Origin of the sequence: Algibacter sp. TI.3.09, from assembly GCF_038154905.1 — a bacterium.
Taxonomy (GTDB): Bacteria; Bacteroidota; Bacteroidia; order Flavobacteriales; family Flavobacteriaceae; genus Algibacter.
Genome location: NZ_JBAKAN010000001.1, coordinates 1833474 through 1855753, shown reverse-complemented (window position 1 = coordinate 1855753; position 22280 = coordinate 1833474). Strand labels below are relative to the sequence as shown.

Annotated in this window: 20 protein-coding genes; all 20 read left to right on the top strand. The window is 28.7% G+C overall.

Annotation, left to right across the window (positions count from 1 at the left end; all coding sequences use genetic code 11):
• The first annotated feature begins 1 nt into the window (after position 1).
• Positions 2-2437 (top strand): polysaccharide biosynthesis tyrosine autokinase, encoded by a 2436-nt coding sequence (locus V6246_RS07450; protein WP_341559831.1) that lies wholly within the window; start codon positions 2-4, stop codon positions 2435-2437.
• A gap of 67 nt (positions 2438-2504) precedes the next feature.
• The gene (locus tag V6246_RS07445; RefSeq protein WP_341559830.1) at positions 2505-3383 is read left to right on the top strand and encodes an ABC transporter permease; all 879 of its coding nucleotides are present in this window, start codon (positions 2505-2507) and stop codon (positions 3381-3383) included.
• Positions 3384-3401: 18 nt separating this feature from the next.
• Positions 3402-4517 (top strand): non-hydrolyzing UDP-N-acetylglucosamine 2-epimerase, encoded by a 1116-nt coding sequence (gene wecB / locus V6246_RS07440; protein WP_341559829.1) that lies wholly within the window; start codon positions 3402-3404, stop codon positions 4515-4517.
• Entirely contained in the window at positions 4511-5764 is a 1254-nt protein-coding gene (locus V6246_RS07435; RefSeq protein WP_341559828.1) for an ABC transporter ATP-binding protein, read from the top strand. Before wecB ends, V6246_RS07435 begins: the two co-directional genes overlap by 7 nt.
• Positions 5754-6911 carry a glycosyltransferase family 4 protein gene (locus V6246_RS07430; RefSeq protein WP_341559827.1) on the top strand — a complete coding sequence of 386 codons (1158 nt, stop codon included), beginning with the start codon at positions 5754-5756 and terminating at the stop codon, positions 6909-6911. Before V6246_RS07435 ends, V6246_RS07430 begins: the two co-directional genes overlap by 11 nt.
• Entirely contained in the window at positions 6884-7888 is a 1005-nt protein-coding gene (locus V6246_RS07425) for a glycosyltransferase family 2 protein (RefSeq protein ID WP_341559826.1), read from the top strand. The genes V6246_RS07430 and V6246_RS07425 overlap by 28 nt, the downstream gene beginning before the upstream one ends.
• Positions 7889-7928: 40 nt before the next feature.
• Complete coding sequence (locus V6246_RS07420) at positions 7929-9098, top strand: glycosyltransferase family 4 protein (RefSeq protein ID WP_136581953.1); 1170 nt, start codon at positions 7929-7931, stop codon at positions 9096-9098.
• 319 nt (positions 9099-9417) lie between these two features.
• Positions 9418-10257, top strand: a complete 840-nt coding sequence (locus V6246_RS07415; RefSeq protein WP_341559825.1) for a glycosyltransferase — start codon at positions 9418-9420, stop codon at positions 10255-10257.
• A gap of 55 nt (positions 10258-10312) precedes the next feature.
• Positions 10313-11158, top strand: a complete 846-nt coding sequence (locus V6246_RS07410) for a class I SAM-dependent methyltransferase (RefSeq protein WP_341559824.1) — start codon at positions 10313-10315, stop codon at positions 11156-11158.
• Between the two features lie 237 nt (positions 11159-11395).
• Positions 11396-11683 (top strand): hypothetical protein, encoded by a 288-nt coding sequence (locus V6246_RS07405; protein ID WP_341559823.1) that lies wholly within the window; start codon positions 11396-11398, stop codon positions 11681-11683.
• A gap of 9 nt (positions 11684-11692) precedes the next feature.
• A complete protein-coding gene (locus tag V6246_RS07400; protein ID WP_341559903.1) occupies positions 11693-12376 on the top strand; it encodes a beta-1,6-N-acetylglucosaminyltransferase in 684 nt (227 codons plus the stop codon).
• Between the two features lie 128 nt (positions 12377-12504).
• Positions 12505-13428 carry a glycosyltransferase family 2 protein gene (locus tag V6246_RS07395; protein WP_341559822.1) on the top strand — a complete coding sequence of 308 codons (924 nt, stop codon included), beginning with the start codon at positions 12505-12507 and terminating at the stop codon, positions 13426-13428.
• Between the two features lie 24 nt (positions 13429-13452).
• The gene (locus tag V6246_RS07390; protein ID WP_341559821.1) at positions 13453-14907 is read left to right on the top strand and encodes an MBOAT family O-acyltransferase; all 1455 of its coding nucleotides are present in this window, start codon (positions 13453-13455) and stop codon (positions 14905-14907) included.
• A gap of 5 nt (positions 14908-14912) precedes the next feature.
• The gene (locus V6246_RS07385; protein WP_341559820.1) at positions 14913-15881 is read left to right on the top strand and encodes a hypothetical protein; all 969 of its coding nucleotides are present in this window, start codon (positions 14913-14915) and stop codon (positions 15879-15881) included.
• 131 nt (positions 15882-16012) lie between these two features.
• Positions 16013-16942: a glycosyltransferase family 2 protein gene (locus tag V6246_RS07380; protein ID WP_341559819.1), complete on the top strand. Its 930-nt coding sequence runs from the start codon at positions 16013-16015 to the stop codon at positions 16940-16942.
• 34 nt (positions 16943-16976) lie between these two features.
• A complete protein-coding gene (locus V6246_RS07375; protein WP_341559818.1) occupies positions 16977-18230 on the top strand; it encodes a UDP-glycosyltransferase in 1254 nt (417 codons plus the stop codon).
• Positions 18231-18279: 49 nt separating this feature from the next.
• The gene (locus V6246_RS07370; RefSeq protein WP_341559817.1) at positions 18280-19002 is read left to right on the top strand and encodes a hypothetical protein; all 723 of its coding nucleotides are present in this window, start codon (positions 18280-18282) and stop codon (positions 19000-19002) included.
• Positions 19003-19189: 187 nt separating this feature from the next.
• Positions 19190-20473 (top strand): hypothetical protein, encoded by a 1284-nt coding sequence (locus V6246_RS07365; RefSeq protein WP_341559816.1) that lies wholly within the window; start codon positions 19190-19192, stop codon positions 20471-20473.
• Between the two features lie 25 nt (positions 20474-20498).
• Positions 20499-21176: an acylneuraminate cytidylyltransferase family protein gene (locus tag V6246_RS07360; protein ID WP_341559815.1), complete on the top strand. Its 678-nt coding sequence runs from the start codon at positions 20499-20501 to the stop codon at positions 21174-21176.
• A 12-nt stretch (positions 21177-21188) separates the two neighbouring features.
• Positions 21189-22256 (top strand): acyltransferase family protein, encoded by a 1068-nt coding sequence (locus V6246_RS07355; protein WP_341559814.1) that lies wholly within the window; start codon positions 21189-21191, stop codon positions 22254-22256.
• The last annotated feature ends 24 nt before the right edge of the window (positions 22257-22280 follow it).

Here is a 22280-nt window from a genome sequence, read left to right as displayed (position 1 = left end):
TATGGATGATGGATTTGATTTTCAAAACGGACAGAACTTCAATTTTAAAGAGTTTGTTTTTAGGGCTATAAGCTATTGGAAATGGTTGCTACTTGGTCTTTGTATTGCTTTTTATGTCGTTTACCATCAAAATATTAGACGGGAGTTTCCTTATACTCTTGGTGCTTCTGTAACCGTGCAAGACGATAAAAACCCTTTATTTACTGCCAACACAAGTTTAGTGTTTAACTACGGAGGTATATCTGGGAAGGTGCAAGAGGTGTTATTAAATTTAACATCTAGAAAACACCATGAGAAAGTTGTAGATAGTCTAAAGCTTTATCTAACATATTTACAACAAGGACGTTTTTATAAAACGGATATTTATAAAGAAACGCCTTTTATGTTTGAAGGTAAAGGTGATAGTTATCAGATTATTGGTCACCCCTTAAAAATTACGCTACTATCAGAAAATAGGTTTCAAGTCTCATATGATTTTGGTGAATTGAATGTTGTGGCAGCTCAAAATTATCGAAATAAAAAAGTTCAATATATAAACTTTAAGGAGGGTGTCTTTTCCGAAGAATATAATTTTGGAGATTATATAGATTTGCCTTTTTTGAAAGGTCGCTTATTAAAAAGGAATGAAATGGCGTTAGTGCCTCAATCGGAATATTTTATTCAGTTTAATAATTTTGATAGCACGGTTTCTAGTTTTATGCAATCTTATGCTGTTAGAAATGAAATGAATTCACCTCTTTTAACTATAAGGTTAACTAATAAGAACAAACCTAAAATAGTTGATTATATTAATACGTCTGTTTTTATTTTGGATCGAGACCAATTACAGCGTAAAAATCAATATGCAATAAATACCATTGAATTTATTGATAAGCAATTATCTAGAGTGAAAGGGGAGCTGACAAAAAAAGCCGATTCACTTAATGATTTCATGAAGGTTAATAAAATATTTGATTTAGAAAGTGAAAGTGCCTTACTGACATCTAAAATTGAAGAATATAAGAGCCAAAAAGACGTGTTGACGGAGCAGCTATTGGCTTTGGATTTATTGAAAAATTATTTAGTTACTAATAATGACTATAGTGCTTTGCAAGTCCCGTCGACCACAGGAGTTTCAGAAGCTAATATAGGAGCGAATGTTTCTAAAATTATTTTGTTATCTGCCGAAAAATCTAAACTAGCTTATTCAGTAAGGGACAATGTGTCTGTTTTTGATGATTTAAATAGGCAAATAGGAGCATTAAAGCAGGTTGTTCTTGAGAATATTGCTTCAGAAAAATTTAATATTCAATCTCAATTAAAGTCTGTCAATTCTAAGATTTATAATTCAGAAAATGAATTTTCTACCATTCCAGAAAGTCAACAAAGACTAAGAGCTATAGAACGGGAATATTTGTTAAGTCAGAGTACATACGATTTGTATTTGGCAAAACGAGGTGAGGCCGATTTAATAAAAGCTTCTAATGTTTCTGATATTGTTTTAATAGAACCAGCAAAAGATACTGGACAAGGAAGAAACGCTGTTAATCTTAATATAAGATATGTTTTTGCTTTTTTCGGAGTGATAATTCCTCTGTTTTTAGTTGCATTTGTTGTTACCTTTTTTGATAATAAACTTCATGCTCCAGGGGATTTGGAGGATTTAAGCAGTATACCATTATTAGGTGTTATTGGTCAAAATGATACAGCTAATAATTTGGCTGTTTTCAATAAGTCACAATCTGCAATGGCTGAGGCCTTTAGGGCTATACGGTCGAGTTTGCAATTTATGTATAAAAAGCATGATTTGGAAGGGAGTAAAACTGTTTTAATTACATCTTCTATAAGTGGAGAAGGAAAGACTTTTACAGCTATTAACATAGCGTCTGTTTTCGCTTTAAGCGGAAAACGAACTGTATTGGTAGGGTTAGATTTAAGAAAGCCTAGGATTTTTGGTGATTTTGAATTGAAGAATGACATTGGTGTTGTGAATTATTTGATAGGACAAAATTCACTAGAAGATATTGTGCAACAAACAAAAGTTGAAAACTTGGATATTATTACCTCAGGTCCAATACCTCCAAACCCTTCGGAGCTTTTGATTAGTGAAATAATGGATTCGCTCATAGCTGAGTTAAAAGAAAAATATGATTATATAATTTTAGATACACCTCCTGTTGGTTTAGTAGCTGATGCTTTGGAGCTTTTAGAATATGCCGACGCGTCACTTTATGTAGTCCGTCAAGATTATACTCAAAAAGAGATGCTTACCTTGATAAATGAAAAGTATAAAAACGGTGTCGTTAAGAATATTAGTTTCATTTATAACTTTTATAATTTAAAAGGAAAATATGGTTATGGTTACGGATACGGTTATGGGGATTATGCTAACGGATATCACGATGTAGCCGAGAAAAAGTCTTTTTTTAATAAGCTACTTTCTGTTATTAAAAAATAGATTGATATTTACTTTATTATTAAGTGAGTGTGTTTAAAATTATAATTTAAACTTTTAATATATTAATTTGAACTCGACTGAAAAAAATAATAATTGGCTTTATACCATTTCTCCTAAAAGGAAGCTGATAGATCTTAATTTTAAAGAAATTTGGCGCTATCGCGACTTGTTATTTCTATTTGTAAAGCGTGATATTATTACGGTTTACAAGCAAACCATATTAGGCCCTTTATGGTTTTTTATCCAACCCTTATTTACCTCTGTAATATTTACGCTAATTTTTAATAATTTAGCAGCAATTCCTACAGGTAATGGCGTGCCTTCATTTTTGTTTAATCTAGCAGGTATTACTTCTTGGAACTATTTTAGTACTTGTTTAACTGGTACAAGTAATACGTTTAAAGCTAATCAAGGCATTTTTGGTAAAGTATATTTCCCTAGAGTTATTACGCCTTTATCAGTTGTGTTTTCAAACCTATTAAAATTCGGAATTCAATTACTGGTATTTGTACTATTTTACATCTACTATGTCTTTTTTACGGATCAGGTCGTATTAGCCAGACCACAATTGGCAATGGTATTATTACCTTGTTTAGTTCTTTTTATGGGATTATTTGGATTGGGATTTGGAATGTTGCTATCATCATTAACTACAAAATATCGCGATTTAACGTTTTTAGTAAGCTTTGGGGTGCAATTATTAATGTATGGATCAGCAGTAATGTATCCATTGTCTTATTTTAAAACCCGTGTTCCTGAATATGCTTGGCTTGTAGAGTATAATCCAATGACCACAATTATAGAATTATTTAGGTATATGACTTTAGGAATTGGACAATTTTCTTGGGCTAATTTTATATATGCAGGTGTAATCAGTGTGGTAATTTTCTTGATAGGCCTGATTATTTTTAATAAAACAGAAAAGACTTTTATAGATACGGTTTAGACTAACCATTTTAAAAATATGAACGAAAATAAAAATGTTTTAATTTGTATAGGAACCAGACCTGAAGCTATAAAAATGGCTCCAGTATATTTTCAGTTTTTGAAGTCAGATTATAATACTAAGCTTTGTGTAACTGCGCAACATAGAGGTCTTTTAGATCAGGTATTAGATTTTTTTAAAATCAAACCAGATTTTGATTTAGATTTAATGACGCCTAATCAAACACTAAATAAATTAAGTTCAAGAATTCTAGAAGGTATTGATAAAATATTTACAGAAAACAAAATAGATCTTGTTTTAGTACATGGCGACACTACAACCTCTAGTGTTATTGCTTTAGCAGCATTTAATCGAAAAATTAAAGTTGCACATGTAGAAGCAGGATTAAGAACTTATAATAAGCAATCTCCATTTCCAGAAGAAATGAATAGACAACTAACAGGTAGGTTGGCAGATTTTCATTTTACTCCAGGAGAAACTGCAAGCTTGAATCTTAAAAAGGAAGGAGTAGCATCAAATAATATTTTAGTTACAGGAAATACTGTCATAGATGCCTTGAAAACCACAAGTGCTATTTTAGATCAAGGTTTTAATAATACTGTTATTCAAGATTTAAAAGAAAAAGTAAATTTTAATAAAAAAATAATCCTTGTTACAGGACATAGAAGAGAAAATTTTGGTGAAGGTTTTGAGTCTATTTGTAATGCTTTAGTTAGAATAGCAAAAGAAAATGATGTGGAACTTGTTTTTCCTGTGCATCTCAATCCTAACGTTCAAGAAGTGGTTTATAAACGACTTTCTAATTTACCAAATGTGCATTTAATAGCGCCTTTAGATTATCCAACGTTTATTTGGATTATGAAGAAATCTCACCTTATTATTTCAGATTCTGGAGGCGTGCAAGAAGAAGCGCCAACTTTTGGAGTACCAGTTTTAGTGACAAGAACCGTTACAGAACGTCAAGAAGGTGTTACAGCAGGTTGTTCTTTTTTAGTAGGGACCAATGAGGTTTTAATAGTTGAGAAAACAAATGAGCTTTTGTCTAAGTCTAAAGCTAATAAAAGCATAAATCCATATGGAGAAGGTGATGCTTCAAGAAAGATTGTTGATTTTTTTAAGAGTAGAACATGGTAGATAGTCTAGATATAATTTTAAAGGCCCAAAACATCTCTAAGCAATACCGTTTAGGGCTAGTTGGAACAGGTACTATAAGTCATGATTTAAACCGTTGGTGGAATCGTATTAGAGGTAAAGAAGATCCGTATTTAAAAGTAGGCGAAAGTAATGATCGTAGCACTAAAGGTTCTAGTGAATATGTATGGGCGCTTAAGGATATTAATTTTGAAGTTAAACGTGGCGAAGTTTTAGGTATTATAGGTAAAAATGGAGCAGGAAAATCTACGCTTTTAAAAATACTATCTAAAGTTACTGGACCAACCACAGGAGAAATTAAAACAAGAGGACGTATTGCGTCGTTACTTGAAGTTGGTACAGGGTTTCATGGCGAAATGACTGGACGAGAAAATATCTATCTTAATGGTGCTATTTTAGGAATGACCAAAAAGGAGATTACGTCTAAAATCGACGAAATTATCGAGTTTTCCGGTTGTCAACGTTATATAGATACCCCTGTAAAACGCTACAGTTCTGGTATGACCGTACGATTAGCCTTTGCAGTAGCAGCATTTTTGGAGCCTGAAATATTGGTTATTGATGAGGTTTTAGCTGTTGGAGATGCCGAGTTTCAAAGGAAAGCAATTGGTAAAATGAAGGATATTAGCACCTCAGATGGTAGAACAGTCATTTTTGTAAGTCATGATATGACTGCTATTCGTAATCTTTGTTCTAACACTATAATGTTAAAAAACGGAACTGTTTCTATGATAGGAGAAACGGATGAAGTGATACAAGAATACTTAAAAGAGTCGATGAGAACCACAGATGATAATGTGCTTAAATCCAAATTTATACAAAAAGTAGAACTACTTAATAATCCCATTGAAATAGGAAAAGAATTTAAAATCAAAATTACATTTAAAGGAAACTATAAAGAAAAAATCAACTATTGCTTTATAGGTGTAGAGAATGAAGATCAAAGACGAGTTTTTTCAATTGGAACACATTTGGATAATAGTTTTAATAAACCTTTTAATCCTAATGATAGTTTAACCTGTGTAATTGATTCATTAAATATTACTAAAGGAAGTTACAAGGCATTAATCGCTATTGGAACAAACCTACCTAGACAAAATATGGAGGTAATATATGATGCTCTATTTTTTGATGTTATAGATAATAATTATTTTAATAATGGTTTATCATTAAATAAAAAGCAAGGTGATGTTGTTTTTAATTCTAAATGGACTTTAAATGAAGCATAAGTTAGTTGTAATACCATCAGATCCAATACAGGCTTATGAAGAAAAAGGGACTTCTTCTTGGTTAGAGGAGTATTACAACCCTAATTCTTTTTTTGATGAAGTATATGTGCTATCACCTTTAGAAAAAGAAGCAAGAGACGTTTATGGTTTAAAGATAATCCCTTGTAAAAACCCAAAGGAATATAAAAGGCATTTAAAAAGCATTAATCCTTTATGTGTAAGAGCTTATGGAGGATATTGGGCAACAACTTACGCTAACTATAATCGTGTTGCTAATATACCGGTTGTGTCTAGTGTACACGATACTAATGTAAAATTACTTCATGAAAGTTTAAAATTTTCTGATGAGGTTTTTACTATGAGTAATGTTATTAATAAGGTTTTAGATAAAGAATTAAGTATTAAGAATGCTAAAGTTTTAGGTAATAGAGTTGATACTGCTAAATTTAATAAACTAGAAGAATCAAGCAACCCGTTAGCAGAACAATTTAAGAATAAGAAAGTAATACTTCATATTGGAAGAAAATCTTTCGAAAAAAATATAGAAACCGTTGTTAAGTCATTGGTGTTTTTAGAGGATGATTACGTATTGGTTTTAATAGGAAAAGGAGATGTACAGCCTTATATAACAATAGCAAAAGAACATAAGGTTGAAGATAGATTACATGTTATAGAAAAAGTTGAAAATGAAGCGCTTGTAAAATGGTATAATATTGCCAAAGTATTGTGTGTACCAAGTAGATGGGAAGGTTTTGGGTTAGTTTTTGCAGAAGCAGCTAGCTGTAAAACAAAAATTGTAACGTCAAACATAGCGCCAATGAACACGTATTTGCTAAATGATAAGGTTATGAATATTTTGGTAGATAAATATGAAGACCCTAAGATAATTGCTCAGGCAATTCTTGAATTAGCAAATAGTAATCTTTCTAATAATAACACTAGAGATTTAATTATTAAAAATTTTGATAAAAAAATTATAGCAGAACGAGAAGTAGGTTTTTATAAAAGTGTAAGTTATCAGAAGAAGAATATAGATTATAAAATCTGGTATATTAAATATTATTATAATAAAGATTTTAAACACAAAGTAAAAAGAGTCATTAAACTGCCAAAAAGAATATGGAAAAAGCTCCTCTCGTATCTATAATCCTTCCGGTTTATAATGGCGAAAAATACTTTGGTCAATCTATAGAGAGTTGTTTAAATCAAACCTATAGCAATATTGAGCTTATTATAGTTAATGACTGTTCAACGGATACTACTTTAAAAATAGCAAACCAGTATTTAGCTATAGATAATAGAGTAAGAGTAATAAATAACGTCATAAACAAAAAATTACCTGCTAGCTTAAATATTGGACACGATCAGGCTAAGGGTGCGTATATCACTTGGACAAGTGATGATAACTATTATGATTTATCAGCAATTGAAACAATGGTAAACGTAATACTGAAAGAGAAAACAGATATTGTCTATGCTAATTATAACATGATAAGCGGAAATGAGAATACTGTTGTTAAATTATTGGATTTTTATAATTTGTTGCAATTAAACTGTATCGGAGCTTGTTTTTTGTATAACCATCAAGTTTATAAAAACTCAGAAAAGTATGATGAATCTTTATTTTTAGTTGAAGATTATGATTTTTGGTTACAGTCTCTAAAAAAATATAAATTTTATCATTTAGATAAAGTCTTATATCATTATAGAGTACATAATGGGGCATTAACCCAAAGTATTCAGGTTGATAGTGAGCGTAATCAGCTTTTTGTTAAAAATATAGAAGTTAGTTATACAAAGTTTTTCTCAAGCTTTGATTTAGATGTAAATTACTGTGCAAAACTATTCACAAAACTGCACATAGCGCCTTATTCAATAAAAAGTAGTAAAGAGATTTTTGATTTAAAAAGGGTGGTTAATGTTTGTAGTGAAAAACTAAATCTTTCAAAAAAGAATAAAAAAGCGTGGTTATTTACAATAATACAATTACAACTGCGATTATTACGATCCATAAATAAAGACGTTAATTTTTATAGTTGTTTAAGTTTTTTAAAAACAAACTATGCATTGATGACTTATAAAAACTATAAAGTTTGGATTAAATTATGTTTTAGATTAAAATAACTTAATTAAAAGTAATTTAAAGAAATAATAAAAGCTTTACATGAAATTTGATAATAAAAATGTGTTGTTAGTACTTCAAGTCGGTACATTAGGAGGTGCTGAAAGGCAAGCATTAGGACTTGGTAAGTTTTTAGTGAATAATAAGAATTGTAATGTTGATATTTTGTTTATAGCATCAAACAATAGAACAAAAGAGTTTGATGATTTTTTTAAAACAACAGGTATAAAAAATAGTTTTTATTTTGGTTTTCCTCATGTAGTTCTTCGAAAAGAGTTGTCAGTTAGGAATTTGAAACGTTTAAAATGGTCTGTACAATATTTTTTACTTTTAAAAAAAGGGCTTAAAAAAAATAACTACGACATTGTAGTTCCATTCTTAAACACGCCATCAAAAATCTCATATTATTTATATAAATTATTACCAACCGTTAAATACACTTTTTGGCATCAGTTAGGCTTAGATTTTTTAAAAAAAGATATTTATGAAAGTATTGCTGTTAATAACATGCCTTGTATTATTGGTAATGCAGATAATTGCTTTGATATTTTTAAAAATGAGTATGTAGTAAAGAATAAAGTGTTTAATTTATTGCCTCAATATTTAACGCTAAAAAAAGAAAATAGAGATTCAGACATAATAAAAGAAAAATATAATATTAGTAAAGGAGATGTTGTATTTGGCATGATTGCTCATTTTAAGTCTTTTAAATACCATGATTTAGCATTAAAAATTTTTGATAAATTAGCTAAAAACATAAAAAATATACACTTAGTCTTACTTGGGAATAAAGACAATGATGAGATTTGTTTAGAGATATATAATAATCTTAATGAAAGTATTAGCAAAATGAATCTTTCTGATAAGGTGACTTTATTAAGTAATGAGGATGTGACAGATGTCTTGAATATTTTAGATATTGGTATGCTTCTATCACTTATAGAAGGTACACCAAATGTGATTATGGAATATATGTTATACGCGCTTCCTGTTATAAGTTCAAACCATCCAGGTTGTGTTGGTTTGTTAGAAGATTCTAAGTTTTTAGTAAATAATACAGAAGAAGAGATATATCAAGCAATGTATGAATTGGCAATTAATGAAAGACTAAGAAAAGCAGAAGGCAATAGAAATGCTCAGTATATAAAAAAATACGATATTGAAACTTATGTTAAAAAGTTAGAAATCATACTAACTAATAGCTTTGAATAATTATGGGTAATAATGATTCAATGTTTATTGTTATGCTAGGATATAATGAAGGAAAGTATTTAACATTGTCTATTTAGAGTTACTTAAATCAAACTTATTCAAATGTATAAAGGATAATTGTCAAGGCTTGAAAAATTTTATTCCTTTTTTTACTAAAAAGAATAAAGAGTAATTACAGAAAGCCTTATCAAGCTTAGCGCTGTCTAAAGTGTAAATAAAAGTAAATTAAAACTAAGATTAAGTAAATTTAGCATTCAAAAGCTAGTGTATGAAGAAAATAATGAAAATAATGGATCAATATGTTTAAAGTAACTCTTTAATGGAAAGTAATAACATAATTTCAATAATTATACCTTGTTATAATGATGCCAAATTTATTGAACAAGCAATCGACTCTGTAAATAATCAAACCTATTTATATAAAGAAATCATAGTAGTAGATGATGGTTCAAATAAAGAAACTAAAGCGGTCTTAAAAAGCTTAAGGTCAAAAATAGACATACTAATTACTCAAGAAAATGCAGGACAAAGTAATGCTCGTAACAATGGCATTAGTCAAGCTAAAGGGGATCTTATTTTAACTTTAGATAGTGATGATTATTTCGAAAATACATTTTGTGAAAAGGCTATTAATTTAATCAAGACCGAGAAAGATGCAAAAATTGTAACCTGTTTTGCTAATATAATTTTTGAAATGGCAGGAAATAATTATGTTTATAAGCCACAAGGAGGAAATGTGAAAAAGTTTTTATCATCAAATAATTCTTTTGGATCAGCTATGTTTAAAAAGTCCGATTGGTTAAAATGTGGTGGGTATGATGAATCTATGACTAATGGATTTGAAGATTGGGAATTTTATATTAACCTGTTAAGAAAATCAGGTTCGGCAGAAGTTATACCTGAAGTTTTATTTAATTACAGAAGAAGAGAAGGTTCAACTACATCGAGAGCAAATAAAGTTAAATATCAGCTTATCCGATATATTTACAATAAGCATAAAGATATTGTTAATGTTAATTGTGAATTTATAATTGATAATTTGTTATTGAAATTAGAAAAGGAAGATCGCGAAAAAATAAAAATCACAAAGCGTCTAGAGTATACAATTGGAGCTTTTATATTAAAGCCATTAAGATGGATAAAGTCAAAATTTGGTTAAAATACTAAGAGGTAATAAAAAAATGGTGACTAATTATAAAAGTTAATAAGTAAAAATGGACGCATCAGAAAAGAATACAATTAAAAATGAAAAGCATTATGATAAACAATACAATAATGTTAATGTTGAATCTATTTTAAACAAAATAACTAACGTTGATAAATTTATAACTTCAGCGACACAAATCCATACAAGCTGGGTGGGTTTATATCACAATAATTTCCAAGCACAATTAAAAGGTAAAAAAGTGTTAGAATTGGGATGTGGAGATTGTACAAATGCTGCGGTTATGGCAGCCTTGGGTGCAGAGGTACATGCCAATGATATTTCTCAATATTCAGGTGATATTATTAATAAATTAAATGCTAATTTTGATTTTGAAGTCCCTCTTAAATTTATATATGGAGATTTTCTTAAATCCGAATTAGCACTTGATTATTATGATATTGTAGTAGGAAAGGCTTTTGTACATCACTTAACGCATGAGCAAGAAATAGAGTTCACAGAAAAAATAGTAAAAGTTTTAAAGCCTAATGGTATGGTAAGATATTTTGAGCCTGCTGTTAATAGTAAAGTTTTAGACGAGTTGAGGTGGCATACACCAGTTCCGGGAAGGCCCTCAAAGTTTCAAAAAGATAAATTTGCCCAATGGAAAAAAAATGATCCACATCCAGACAGGGATAATTCTTCAAAAAGCTATAAAAAAATAGGCAATACATATTTTAATGCTGTTAATATTACTCCTATTGGCACTATAGAGAGATTTCACAGGTTACTCCCAAGTAAATATAGTACAAGGTTTAGGCGTATGGCATTTAAAATTGAAAGGTATATTCCTAAAAGCCTCAATTTATTTTTAACTAGAAGCCAGTTAGTAGAATATAAAAACCCTAAGAAATAAATTTATCCTACTGATTTATCATTAACTGACAAAATTTTTGTGAGAACAAAGAATGAATAGTGTATTCTGTTTTATATATCACTAAAGATAGTAACATAAGTATTGAAATCGTTTAGAGATAAAAAAGGAAGAATAAAAAGTGTAACTATATAACAAAAAGAGAAACAACTATATATGTAGTATAGAAATATAGCAATCTTGAAAATGGATGCTTTATGAAAATCACATGTTTTTATTATGAATAAAAGATATATACTAACTGTACATAAAAACCCAAAACAATTAAAAAGGCTAATTGAGAAATTAGATGATAAGAAATCTAAATTCTACATTCATGTAGACCTAAAAGTTGATATAGCTATATTTTTGAATCAAATCCAAAATTCAAATGTTTATTTTATAGAAGAAAGGGTGAATTGTATTTGGGGCGATTTCTCGCAAGTTATTGCAACAATAAATCTATTAAAAAAAGTTGTTCTTGAAAAAAATATTATTGGAACAAAAGTGTTTTTTTTAAGTGGATAAGATTATCCTATTAAATCATTGGAAGATATTGATGCTTATTTAATAAAGAATAATAAATTCGAATTTATTAGTTTTGATCAGGTTTTATATGATAAGAGTAATAAATTATATCAGAATAGGGTTTTGCAATATGCTATAAAACCCTCTGATTTATCTAAAGGCTTCATTTATTTATCACCAATTTTGTGTTCTGGAATTAAAAATTTTAAATTATTTATAGTTTTGTCTTTAAATGGACGGATTAAGTTTAATAATTGGCCTCTTTTTTTTAGATTTCGAAGAAATTCTTTATTTAAAAAACATTACAAGGGATCTAATTGGTGGGGATTTAATTTGCAAACCACATTAAAAATTTTAAAATATATAGAATTAAATAAGAGAGCTTTATATAAGTATTATAAATACACATCTAGTGCGGACGAACAATTTTTTCATACTATTCTCAAAGAATTAATGCTTGTTGATAGCACTATAAACGTTAAACCTTCTGTGCATTTTATTGACTGGGAAAGAAAAGGTGCAGATTTACCTGTCACCTTCACAACTACAGATTTTAATTTATTATGTAGACAACCTAAGAATTTTTTATTTGCTAGAAAATTTGATTTAGAATTAGACGAGGAAGTTTTAAATTTAATTGATACGACTATTTTAGAAAGAGACAAGAATGTAACAATACATAAAGAAGTATAAAGATTTTTGTAATCTTTAAATGCGATTTTGTAATTATAGTTTGATTGATAATTTTATAATTAAGTGAAGTATTAAATAAACTATATCTTTATTTAAGATTATAACAGAGTGAACCCTTTAAAAGTAAAATGAAACCAGTAGTAACTATAGTAATGGCAACTTATAATAGAGCACAATATATTGTGGAATCTATTAAATCTATTCAAGCGCAAACATTTGAAAATTGGGAATGCCTAATTATTGATGATGGCGGAGCAGATAATACAGCAGAAGTCTTGGGGTCTATATTAAAACAAGACAAACGCTTCGCTTATTTAAAACGAACAGACTTATATACTAAGGGTTTACCAGGTTCAAGAAATTATGGTTTAGATTTGGCTGAAGGCGATTATATTATATTTTTTGATGATGATGATATTGCACATCCTCAAAATTTAGAAATTTGTGTGTCTGAGTTTTTAAAATCAGAAATTGATTTTTGTCGCTATGTTAGAACGGTATTTAGAGGAACGTTTAATTACGATTATGACCTTTCAAAAAATTATACACAGTTTAAAATAGATAAAAGTGATGTGCATAAAATACTAAAACATGAATTGCTTTTTAACTCTTGTGCAGTTATGTGGAAGAGAGAGTGTTTTATAGGTAATCACTATGTTGAGCACTTAATGTATGCTGAAGAGTGGGAATTGTATTCTAGAATAATTTCAAAAGGATTTAAAGGAATATCAATAAATAAAATTTTATTTTATGGCAGAAAACATGACGCATCAAATACAGGAGAGTTTACTAAGAAAGATCCTGTAAGGATAAAATCTAATACAGATGCAATTGTTTTGGTTTTAGAAAACCTAAAGGAGCAACAACTGCTTTCTACTGGAATAATTAGATATTTTACACAAGTTTCTCTAGATTATAAAGCATATAATTTGTTTAATAGAATGATGGAAGCACTAAAATTATCGACTGTAGAAAATATAAAGTGGAAGCTGTTTTATTTTCATTTACCAATGCGTTTATTCTTTTATAGATTATTAAAAAACAAACACTAATATTAAAAATTTTAGAATAAAAGTATGCTATTTAACTCTATTGACTTTGCTATATTCTTGCCAATTGTTTTTATTTTATATTGGTTTGTTACCAATAAAAATTTAAAGTTACAAAACGCATTAATTGTATTAGCAAGCTATACCTTTTATGGCTGGTGGGATTGGCGTTTTTTATTCTTAATATTTTTAAGTAGCGTTATTGATTATTTAGTTGGTATAAGTCTGTCAAAACAAGAAAATCTAACCAAGAGAAAAACGCTCCTTTGGATTAGCATTATAGCAAATCTTGGATTTCTATGTTTTTTTAAATATTATAATTTTTTTATAGAGAATTTTGTGTCCGCCTTTTCGTTTTTTGGAACAGAAATAAAACCAAATACTCTCAATATTATTTTACCTGTTGGTATCAGTTTTTATACATTTCAAACATTAAGTTATACCATTGATGTTTATAATAGGAAACTTGAACCAACAAAAGATTTTGTTGCATTTTTAGCCTTTGTAAGTTTCTTTCCGCAGCTAGTAGCTGGACCTATTGAGCGGGCAACTAATTTACTACCTCAGTTTTTTAGAAAAAGGACGTTTGATTATAGTAATGGAGTTGATGGTCTAAGACAAATACTTTGGGGCTTATTTAAAAAAATTGTCATAGCTGATAATTGTGCTTTACATGCTAATGAGATTTTTAATAACTCTACAGATTATAACGGTAGTACATTAATCATTGGTGCTGTCTTCTTTACATTTCAAATTTATGGTGATTTTTCAGGCTATTCTGACATAGCTATAGGTACATCACGTTTATTTGGATTCAACCTGCAACAAAATTTTGCATTCCCATATTTTTCCAGAAACATTGCTGAGTTTTGGAGGCGTTGGCATATTTCATTATCAACTTGGTTTAGAGATTATTTGTATATCCCTTTAGGAGGGAGTAGAAGGGGGACTTTGATTAGTATTAGAAATATATTTATAATTTTTATTGTAAGTGGTTTTTGGCATGGAGCTAATTGGACTTTTATTATTTGGGGTGCATTAAATGCGTTTTATTTTTTACCTGTTTATATTTTAAAAAATAACCGTAAGTATTTTGATGTTGTAGCAAAAGGAAGTTATTTACCAACAATAAAAGAAACAGTATTAATGTTATTTACTTTTGGATTAACTGTGTTTGCTTGGATATTCTTTAGGGCAGAAAACATTGAGCATGCGCTAAGTTATGTTTCTGAAATATTTTCTAAGTCACTTTTTATATATCCATCATTTCAACAAGACAGCTTAGTCAAGCCAATAGTGGTGTTGTTATTTGTTTTTATTATTATAGAGTGGTTAGGGAGAGGGCAACAACACGCATTAGCTAATTTAGGGTTAAAATGGTTTAGATCATTTAGATGGGCTTTTTATTGTGTAATTCTATTTTGTATTTTCTATTTTCATTTTAGTGGAAAACAACAAGAATTTATATATTTTCAATTTTAACTACCATGAAAAAATTTATATTCAAAACGTGTATTTTTCTATTTGCTTCTTCGTTATTCATTGTGTTAATACTTTTGATGCCTAAGAAAATTATTGAAAGCGGTGATAATTTTAAAATAAAACAAAACAGTAATCAGTTAGTTTTTGGACATTCGCATCCTGAATGCGCGTATAATGATTCCATAATTCAGAACTTTGAAAACTTTGCACAATCAGCAGAATCTTATTTTTATACATACTCCAAACTAAAAAAAATAGTAGAAGTAAATAACCAAGTGCGTACCGTTTTTTTAGAATTTACAAATTATGAGATAGATGATGATTGGGACAAACTATATACTTGGGGTGATAATATAATCTCCAGGAATTATCCAAAATATGCTCCTGTTATCGAGACCTCTGATTTATTAATGATTGCTAAAAAGAATATGAAGGAAGTTGTAAGCGCTCAATCAACGTCATTTATGAATAATGCAAATTTTATATTTAGGTCTAAAAAGAATTTCCCGAAAACTATTAATTGGGGAGGATACTATTATCTTGAAAGAGATAAAACAGACTCATTACTTACCGTTCTTTCTTCAGAAAACCTATTAAAATTTCAACAGACAGATAAGTTAGCTTCTACCAATTTAACGTATCTTTTAAAGATTATTGAGTTTTGTAAAAAGAGTAAAGTACAGTTATATTTAATACGTAGTCCTTTACATCCTAAATATCCTGGTTTGCATAACGAATCTGATTTTCTAAATATTATTGACACAAGATTATCAAATGTCGAATTTTTAGACTTTAAGAATTTTCCATTGAAAAATAGTGAATTTGGTGATTTAAACCACCTTAATCATAAAGGGGCAAAAGTATATTCAGAATGGTTTGATACTATGATAAATAAAAAAGGGTTATTAGAAAAACAGGATAAACAATTGTTTATAGATAGTGAAATAAAAGCGCGAATGATTAACGTTTTGTAAAAGTAATGGTTGTGCTAAATAAAATATCAGTAATTATAATAGGTATTGATGCTAGCACGATAAATTGTTTTATTTATCTGTAAAGAAATTCAAACAGCTAAAATATTTTTTAACCCCTCCTAAAAGAGCATATGAGTCCTTCTGCACTAGTTTCAATACTAATTCCTGTTTATAATAGAGAAGATTTAATATCAATAACTCTAGACTCTGTCATTTCTCAAACTTATCAAAATTGGGAGTGTATTATAGTGGATGATGGCAGCACAGACGCGACAGTATCCATTTTAGAAGCATTTATAATAAGAGATGCAAGAATTAAAGTGTATAGTAGGCCAGATACCTTACCTAAGGGTGGTAATAGTTGCAGAAACTATGGGTTTGAAGTCTCTAAAGGAGCGTATGTAAATTGGTTTGACAGTGACGATATTATGCATCCTGATTTTATAAAAATTAAGTTAGATGTATTTGATAATAATATTAATTGTGTAATCTCTAAAACACAGTCATTTACAGGGACAATTAAAAAAACAATTGGTAAAGAAATTAGAACTTTTAATAGCCCAAATTTATTAGAAGATTTTATAACCTTAAAGAGAAGTTGGTATGTTTGTGATCCAATGTGGAAAAAAAGTGTTTTAAAAAATAACAACCTGTTTTCTCTACAATTGTTGAAAGGCCAGGATAGAGATTTTCATATTAGAATGCTTCAAAATCCAAAAATAAATATCAAATTTGTTGACCCATATTTAACCTATTACAGACATCACAATAACACGATTACAAACACATTTTCTCAAGCTGTTGCTTTGAGTATTCATAATAATTTAATAGAGAGAATAAATTTTTTAGTAGATTATGGTGTTTCAAATAAAACACTATTGTTTATGTACGTACAATTATTTAAAAATTACAGATATTTACGATGTAAGACTTTAAATATTATGTTTTTTGTTTTAAAAAAACCACTATTAGATGTTCAATATTATAAATGGATTACTAAGTTTTTATTAGCGAGTTTAAGTTATAAAATATTAGGAAAAGGAGATGTTTTGTTAAAGTAGGTTACTTGTTTATATGTGATTTTTTAAATAAAAAATGGATAGTAAATTAAAAAAAATATTAGTTGTAGCAGAAACATTAGACGTTAACGCTTCCAGTGGCGCAAAAGCTAATTTAGGATTTATTAATTCTCTTGTAAGTTGCAATTATAGTGTTACTGTGTTGCATTATACACGAAAAAAAGTAACTGTAGATAAAACAGATTGTTTTGACATAAGAGAGAGAAAAGCAAATGTAAATTATATTTTAAGTAGATCACAACGGGTCTTTCAGCGTATAACTAAAATAAATATATCCAAACCACTAGAACGCATTTTTGGTCATTCATTTATTTTTTTAAATGATTCTAAGAGTATCTCTAAAGCAGTACTTAAAACAAATCCTTTAACTTTTGATTTAATTATTACTTTAAGTCAAGGGGCTAGTTTTAGACCGCATCATGCACTTTTAAGAACACCACAATTACACAATAAATGGTTGGCTTATGTGCATGATCCTTACCCGTTTCATTTATATCCAGACCCTTACAGTTGGGAGGAAGCAGGATATAAACAAAAAGAAAATTTTTTCAGAAAAGTTTCCGAAAGCGCAAAATACTCTGCATTTCCAAGTCAGTTATTGAAAGAATGGATGAGTCAGTTTTTTCCTGATTTTAAATCATCAGGTTTAATAATTCCTCACCAACAATTAAAAATCGATGTTTTAAAAAATTTAGAAGAATATAATGGGCTTTCCCATGATGGTAAATTTACTTTACTTCATGCTGGTTATTTAATGAAACAGCGTCCACCTTTTGATTTAGTTAATGCTTTCAGAACGTTTTTAGAGAATAATCCTAGCGCAAAAGAAAACTCGAAATTAGTATTAATCGGGTATGCAAGTTATCACCGTAAAGGTCTAGAGTTTGAGGCAAAAACGCTTCCGCAATTGCAATTACACTTAAAAAATATTCCTTTTAGAGTTGTTAATACTTTACAAAATAAAGCATCTGTTAATATAATAATAGAATCTAAAGCAGAAATCAGCCCATTTTTACCAGGAAAATTCCCCCATTGTGTCTATGCTAATAAACCAATTTTAGCATTAAGTCCGAAGAAAAGCGAGGTTAGACACTTATTAGGAGCTAGTTATCCTTATGCTTGCCAAGTTAATGATGTCGAAGAAATAGCATCAAAAATAGAATTGCTTTATTTAAATTGGTTACAAAATAAAGAAGCGAATTTAAATCGTCCAGATTTAGAGCACTATTTGAGTACAGCTTATTTTAAAACTATAATCGAAAGTGTTTAAGTTTACTTTTGTTAATATACATTGGAAGTCTTAATTTTAAAAAAAAAGAATGATATTAAAAAAAATTATTAATACTGTAAAAGATAATAAATCTAGGCACAAACGTACAGAAGCATTAACCAACGAATTAATCTGGGCAAATGTTTATCATGATACTATTAGAGGTGTCGCATGTTTAAATAACTTATCCATTAATATAGGACGTTGGGCTGGAAATTATTCTTTTTTTTATATTTTAAAACGGATTTTATTTGACCTTAAACCAGAAAGCATATTAGAGTTAGGTTTGGGAGAAAGCTCTAAATTTATATCCACACTAGTTAGCAATAATATTTTACAATCTTCTCATACAATTATTGAGCATGATCAAGAATGGATTAAAAAATTTAATAAAGAATTTGAATTGTCAGGTAGTTCTGAAATAAAACATTTTAAAGCTATAGATAAAGACGTATTAAATCAAATATATTTAGGATATCAAGGTATAGAAAAGTTGCAAAATAATTTTTCATTATATATCATAGATGGTCCTTTTGGTAGTTCTAGTTATTCAAGATATGATATTGTTGAACTTGCAAAAATGTTTAATCAGAATAAAGAGTTCATTATTATTATAGATGATTATAATAGAGCAGGAGAAAAAGAAACAGCAGAAAGTTTATTACAAGTTTTAAAAGAGAAGAGTATTGACGTAAATTATAAATGTTATTCGGGTAGTAAAAGTCAATTTGTAATTGTAACAAAGTCTTATAAAATGGCTTTGAGCTTGTAGGTTCTATTTAATTTTAAGAGTATCTAAATTAGTACCATTAACAGAGAGCGTCTTTATTAACTGTTTAATAAAAAATAAATTGATGTATAAATTTATTTTAAGCCAGTGTTTTTCAAAAGTATTTTATGCTTGGAAACAATTACCAAAGCAAATAATTAATAACTATAATAGTGTAAAAGCAAAATAGATGATTAATCCAATTATTGTTGTTGCTTATGCTGTGCATCCAGATCTAAAATCTAGTGAAGCCATTGTTAATAAAAATTGGTTAGATGTTTCTGCTACTAAAGGCAATAGGTTGCTGGTATTATCGGCTTTCCATAATTATCGTTTTAAAGGTGAAGAGATTCAACTTGTAAAAAAATTAAAAACAAGTGCTGCGTTATATAAAATTTCAAAGAAAAAGAAAGGTATAGATAAGTTTGTCTACAGTGTTGTAAATAAGATTTTTAAAATAGTATTTAGCTCTAATCAAACACTTCACAATATAGTATGGATTAAAAAACAATCTAGAATATTAGCTAAAACAATAACAAATAAAGATGTGGTTTGGTCTAGAATTTTACCAATAATGTCATTAGCACCAGTCTTAAATGTTTACGCTAAAAAGCCATTTCCATTTATTGTAAATGTTAACGATCCAATACATGTAAATAGTTTTAAAAAGAATAATTTAAACAGTGAACAAAAGCTATTTTTATCGACTAAGAATAAAGCGCAAGCTTGGACATTTCCATCGTCTAAATTAGCAGATAAAATGGCTAATAATTATAATTTAGATAGAGCACGTTGTTTTGTAATTCCGCATGCTATGCGCGAACTAGCAAACCTTTACAAAAGAGATATTAAAAAACAACACATAAATGTTTTATACACAGGTACGTTTTATAAAAGTGCATTTACTGACGAATTTAAGAAAAGTTTAATCGCTTTTAATAAGTTAGAGTGCGCAAAAGTTGTAAACTTTACATTTGTATTGTCTCAATTTGATGAAGAATCCGTTATTTGGCTAAAAGAATCAATCCCTAACGGTACCTTAAAATTTAAATTAGAGCGAGTAGAGGTGCTTGAACTCGTGAAAAAAGCAGACTGTATGTTTGTTGTAGATTCTATTTTACACAGCGAATTACTAAAAGGTAAGCTAATAGAAGCCTTGTCATTTGGCGTCCCTGTATTTGCGGTAACGTATCAAGATTCGATAATGGATAAAGTAGTTAAGGCTTACGGAAGTGTTTCTGCTTATCAAGATATAGAAGACGATATTTTAAACAAAATGAAATTATTTGTGGCAAACGTTAATAATGAAGCTTGGTTAGGTACATTTTATAATCAGCGCATAAACGCACTCGATAAAATATCTGAAGACTATATTGCAAACGCAACAAATTTAATAACAACGTTTGCTTACCAACGTTTTTATAAAGTACAACAAGAAACGATACAATCACCAATACAATTAAATTGGCCTTGATATAATAAATTAAATAATTTTAAAATTGAAAACAATTGCAGTTATTCCCGCACGCGGAGGATCAAAACGATTACCTAATAAAAACATTTTAATGTTAGGTGATTTACCTTTAATAGCACACAGTATTTTGTATGCTAAAGCAAATAATCATTTAATTGATGCCATTTATGTGACTACAGATGATGCTGCTATTAAAAAAATTGCGCTTTCCTATAACGTAAATGTTATTGATAGACCAGCAGCTATTTCTGGCGATTTTGAGCCAACAGTTTCTGCTGTTAAGCATGTTTTAGAATCTATTGTAGAAGAGGTTAAAACAGTAGTACTTCTACAACCAACAAATCCGTTAAGACCTAAAACGTTATTAGAGAGTTGTTTTAAAGTTTATAACGAAAAAAAATGTGACAGTTTATTTACAGTGTCACAAAATGAGCATAAATTAGGCAGCATACAGAAGGATGTGTTTAAGCCTTTTAATTATAAGCCAGGTCAACGAAGTCAAGATTTAGAACCATTGTATTTTGAAAATGGTTTGCTATATATTGTCAAATCAAAAAGTGTGTTAAAAGACGATATAATTACCACTAATGCATTTCCATATAAAATGAACCATCTATTTGAAAATATAGATATTGATACACAAGCAGATTTTGATTACGCCCAATATGTTTTAAATAAGACATCTAATTCTGAAAAGATATAAGGTATACTTTAAATGAGAATAGAACAACTTACATTTACTAGATTTGTTGCAGCAGTACTAATTGTTTTTCATCATTTTGGAAGTGGGAAAATGCATTTTACAAATGAGTACACAAGATTTTTGTTTAAGCAAGCAAATGTTGGGGTAAGTTACTTTTTTATCCTATCAGGATTTGTAATGATTATTGCATATCACAAAAAAATGCATGTAAATTTCATGGATTATATGCGTAATCGATTTGCTAGAATTTATCCAGTATATTTATTAGCTTTATTATCACTACTGGCTCTTTTTGTGATATCAAATCAAGTGAGTTATGTTGATTTTGTTTTAAATTTATTTATGGTTCAAACCTGGGTGCCAAGTAAAGCTTTGGTCTTTAATAATGCAGCTTGGTCACTATCAGTAGAGTTGTTTTTTTATGTTTTATTTCCGTTATTATACAATCGATTTTATACAAAAATTAATTATAAAAAATTAATTGTACCCATAGTTTTATTTTGGTTTATCAGCCAAATACTATTTCATTATTTGTTTTTTAAAGAAAGTTATCCAATTTTGTTTTATAGTACCGAAGACCTGAAGTATCATCCTGTATTTCATCTCAATGAATTTTTAATAGGGAATTTAGCAGGGCTTTATTTTATTAACAATAGCAATAAAATAAAAAACTATGATATATTTATATTCAGTCTAGTAGCTTTAGTATTATTAGCCTTAAAATTTCCAATAGGACTTAATTTTCATAATGGATTATTAGCTGTACTATTTATTCCATTAATTATATTGATTTCACTTAATAATGGATTTATTACCAAGTTATTTAATAAAAAAGCATTTATTTTTTTAGGCGAAATAAGTTTTGGATTATACATACTTCAATTTGTAGTATGGATATACATTAGCGATTATAGATTGAATAAATATTTTGGACTAGATAAAGGCGAAGATTTCTTATTTTGCTTCTTTTTGCGTTTAGCAATTCTTATTGGTCTTTCGGTATTAACTTATCTTTATATAGAAACGCCCATCAGAAACAAAATTAAAAATAGCACTAGGTATAAAAAAGAAAAAAAGTAGTAATTAAATTAATATAACGACAGA

Excerpts from the sequence above, each read along its gene's own strand:
- wecB (WP_341559829.1), top strand. The coding sequence starts at position 3,402 with ATGAACGAAAATAAAAATGTTTTAATTTGTATAGGAACCAGACCTGAA.
- V6246_RS07430 (WP_341559827.1), top strand. The coding sequence starts at position 5,754 with ATGAAGCATAAGTTAGTTGTAATACCATCAGATCCAATACAGGCTTAT.
- V6246_RS07435 (WP_341559828.1), top strand. The coding sequence starts at position 4,511 with ATGGTAGATAGTCTAGATATAATTTTAAAGGCCCAAAACATCTCTAAG.
- V6246_RS07395 (WP_341559822.1), top strand. The coding sequence starts at position 12,505 with ATGAAACCAGTAGTAACTATAGTAATGGCAACTTATAATAGAGCACAA.
- V6246_RS07425 (WP_341559826.1), top strand. The coding sequence starts at position 6,884 with ATGGAAAAAGCTCCTCTCGTATCTATAATCCTTCCGGTTTATAATGGC.
- V6246_RS07405 (WP_341559823.1), top strand. The coding sequence starts at position 11,396 with ATGAATAAAAGATATATACTAACTGTACATAAAAACCCAAAACAATTA.
- V6246_RS07365 (WP_341559816.1), top strand. The coding sequence starts at position 19,190 with ATGATTAATCCAATTATTGTTGTTGCTTATGCTGTGCATCCAGATCTA.
- V6246_RS07410 (WP_341559824.1), top strand. The coding sequence starts at position 10,313 with ATGGACGCATCAGAAAAGAATACAATTAAAAATGAAAAGCATTATGAT.
- V6246_RS07420 (WP_136581953.1), top strand. The coding sequence starts at position 7,929 with ATGAAATTTGATAATAAAAATGTGTTGTTAGTACTTCAAGTCGGTACA.
- V6246_RS07415 (WP_341559825.1), top strand. The coding sequence starts at position 9,418 with ATGGAAAGTAATAACATAATTTCAATAATTATACCTTGTTATAATGAT.
- V6246_RS07370 (WP_341559817.1), top strand. The coding sequence starts at position 18,280 with ATGATATTAAAAAAAATTATTAATACTGTAAAAGATAATAAATCTAGG.
- V6246_RS07355 (WP_341559814.1), top strand. The coding sequence starts at position 21,189 with ATGAGAATAGAACAACTTACATTTACTAGATTTGTTGCAGCAGTACTA.
- V6246_RS07390 (WP_341559821.1), top strand. The coding sequence starts at position 13,453 with ATGCTATTTAACTCTATTGACTTTGCTATATTCTTGCCAATTGTTTTT.
- V6246_RS07380 (WP_341559819.1), top strand. The coding sequence starts at position 16,013 with ATGAGTCCTTCTGCACTAGTTTCAATACTAATTCCTGTTTATAATAGA.
- V6246_RS07450 (WP_341559831.1), top strand. The coding sequence starts at position 2 with ATGGATGATGGATTTGATTTTCAAAACGGACAGAACTTCAATTTTAAA.
- V6246_RS07385 (WP_341559820.1), top strand. The coding sequence starts at position 14,913 with ATGAAAAAATTTATATTCAAAACGTGTATTTTTCTATTTGCTTCTTCG.
- V6246_RS07375 (WP_341559818.1), top strand. The coding sequence starts at position 16,977 with ATGGATAGTAAATTAAAAAAAATATTAGTTGTAGCAGAAACATTAGAC.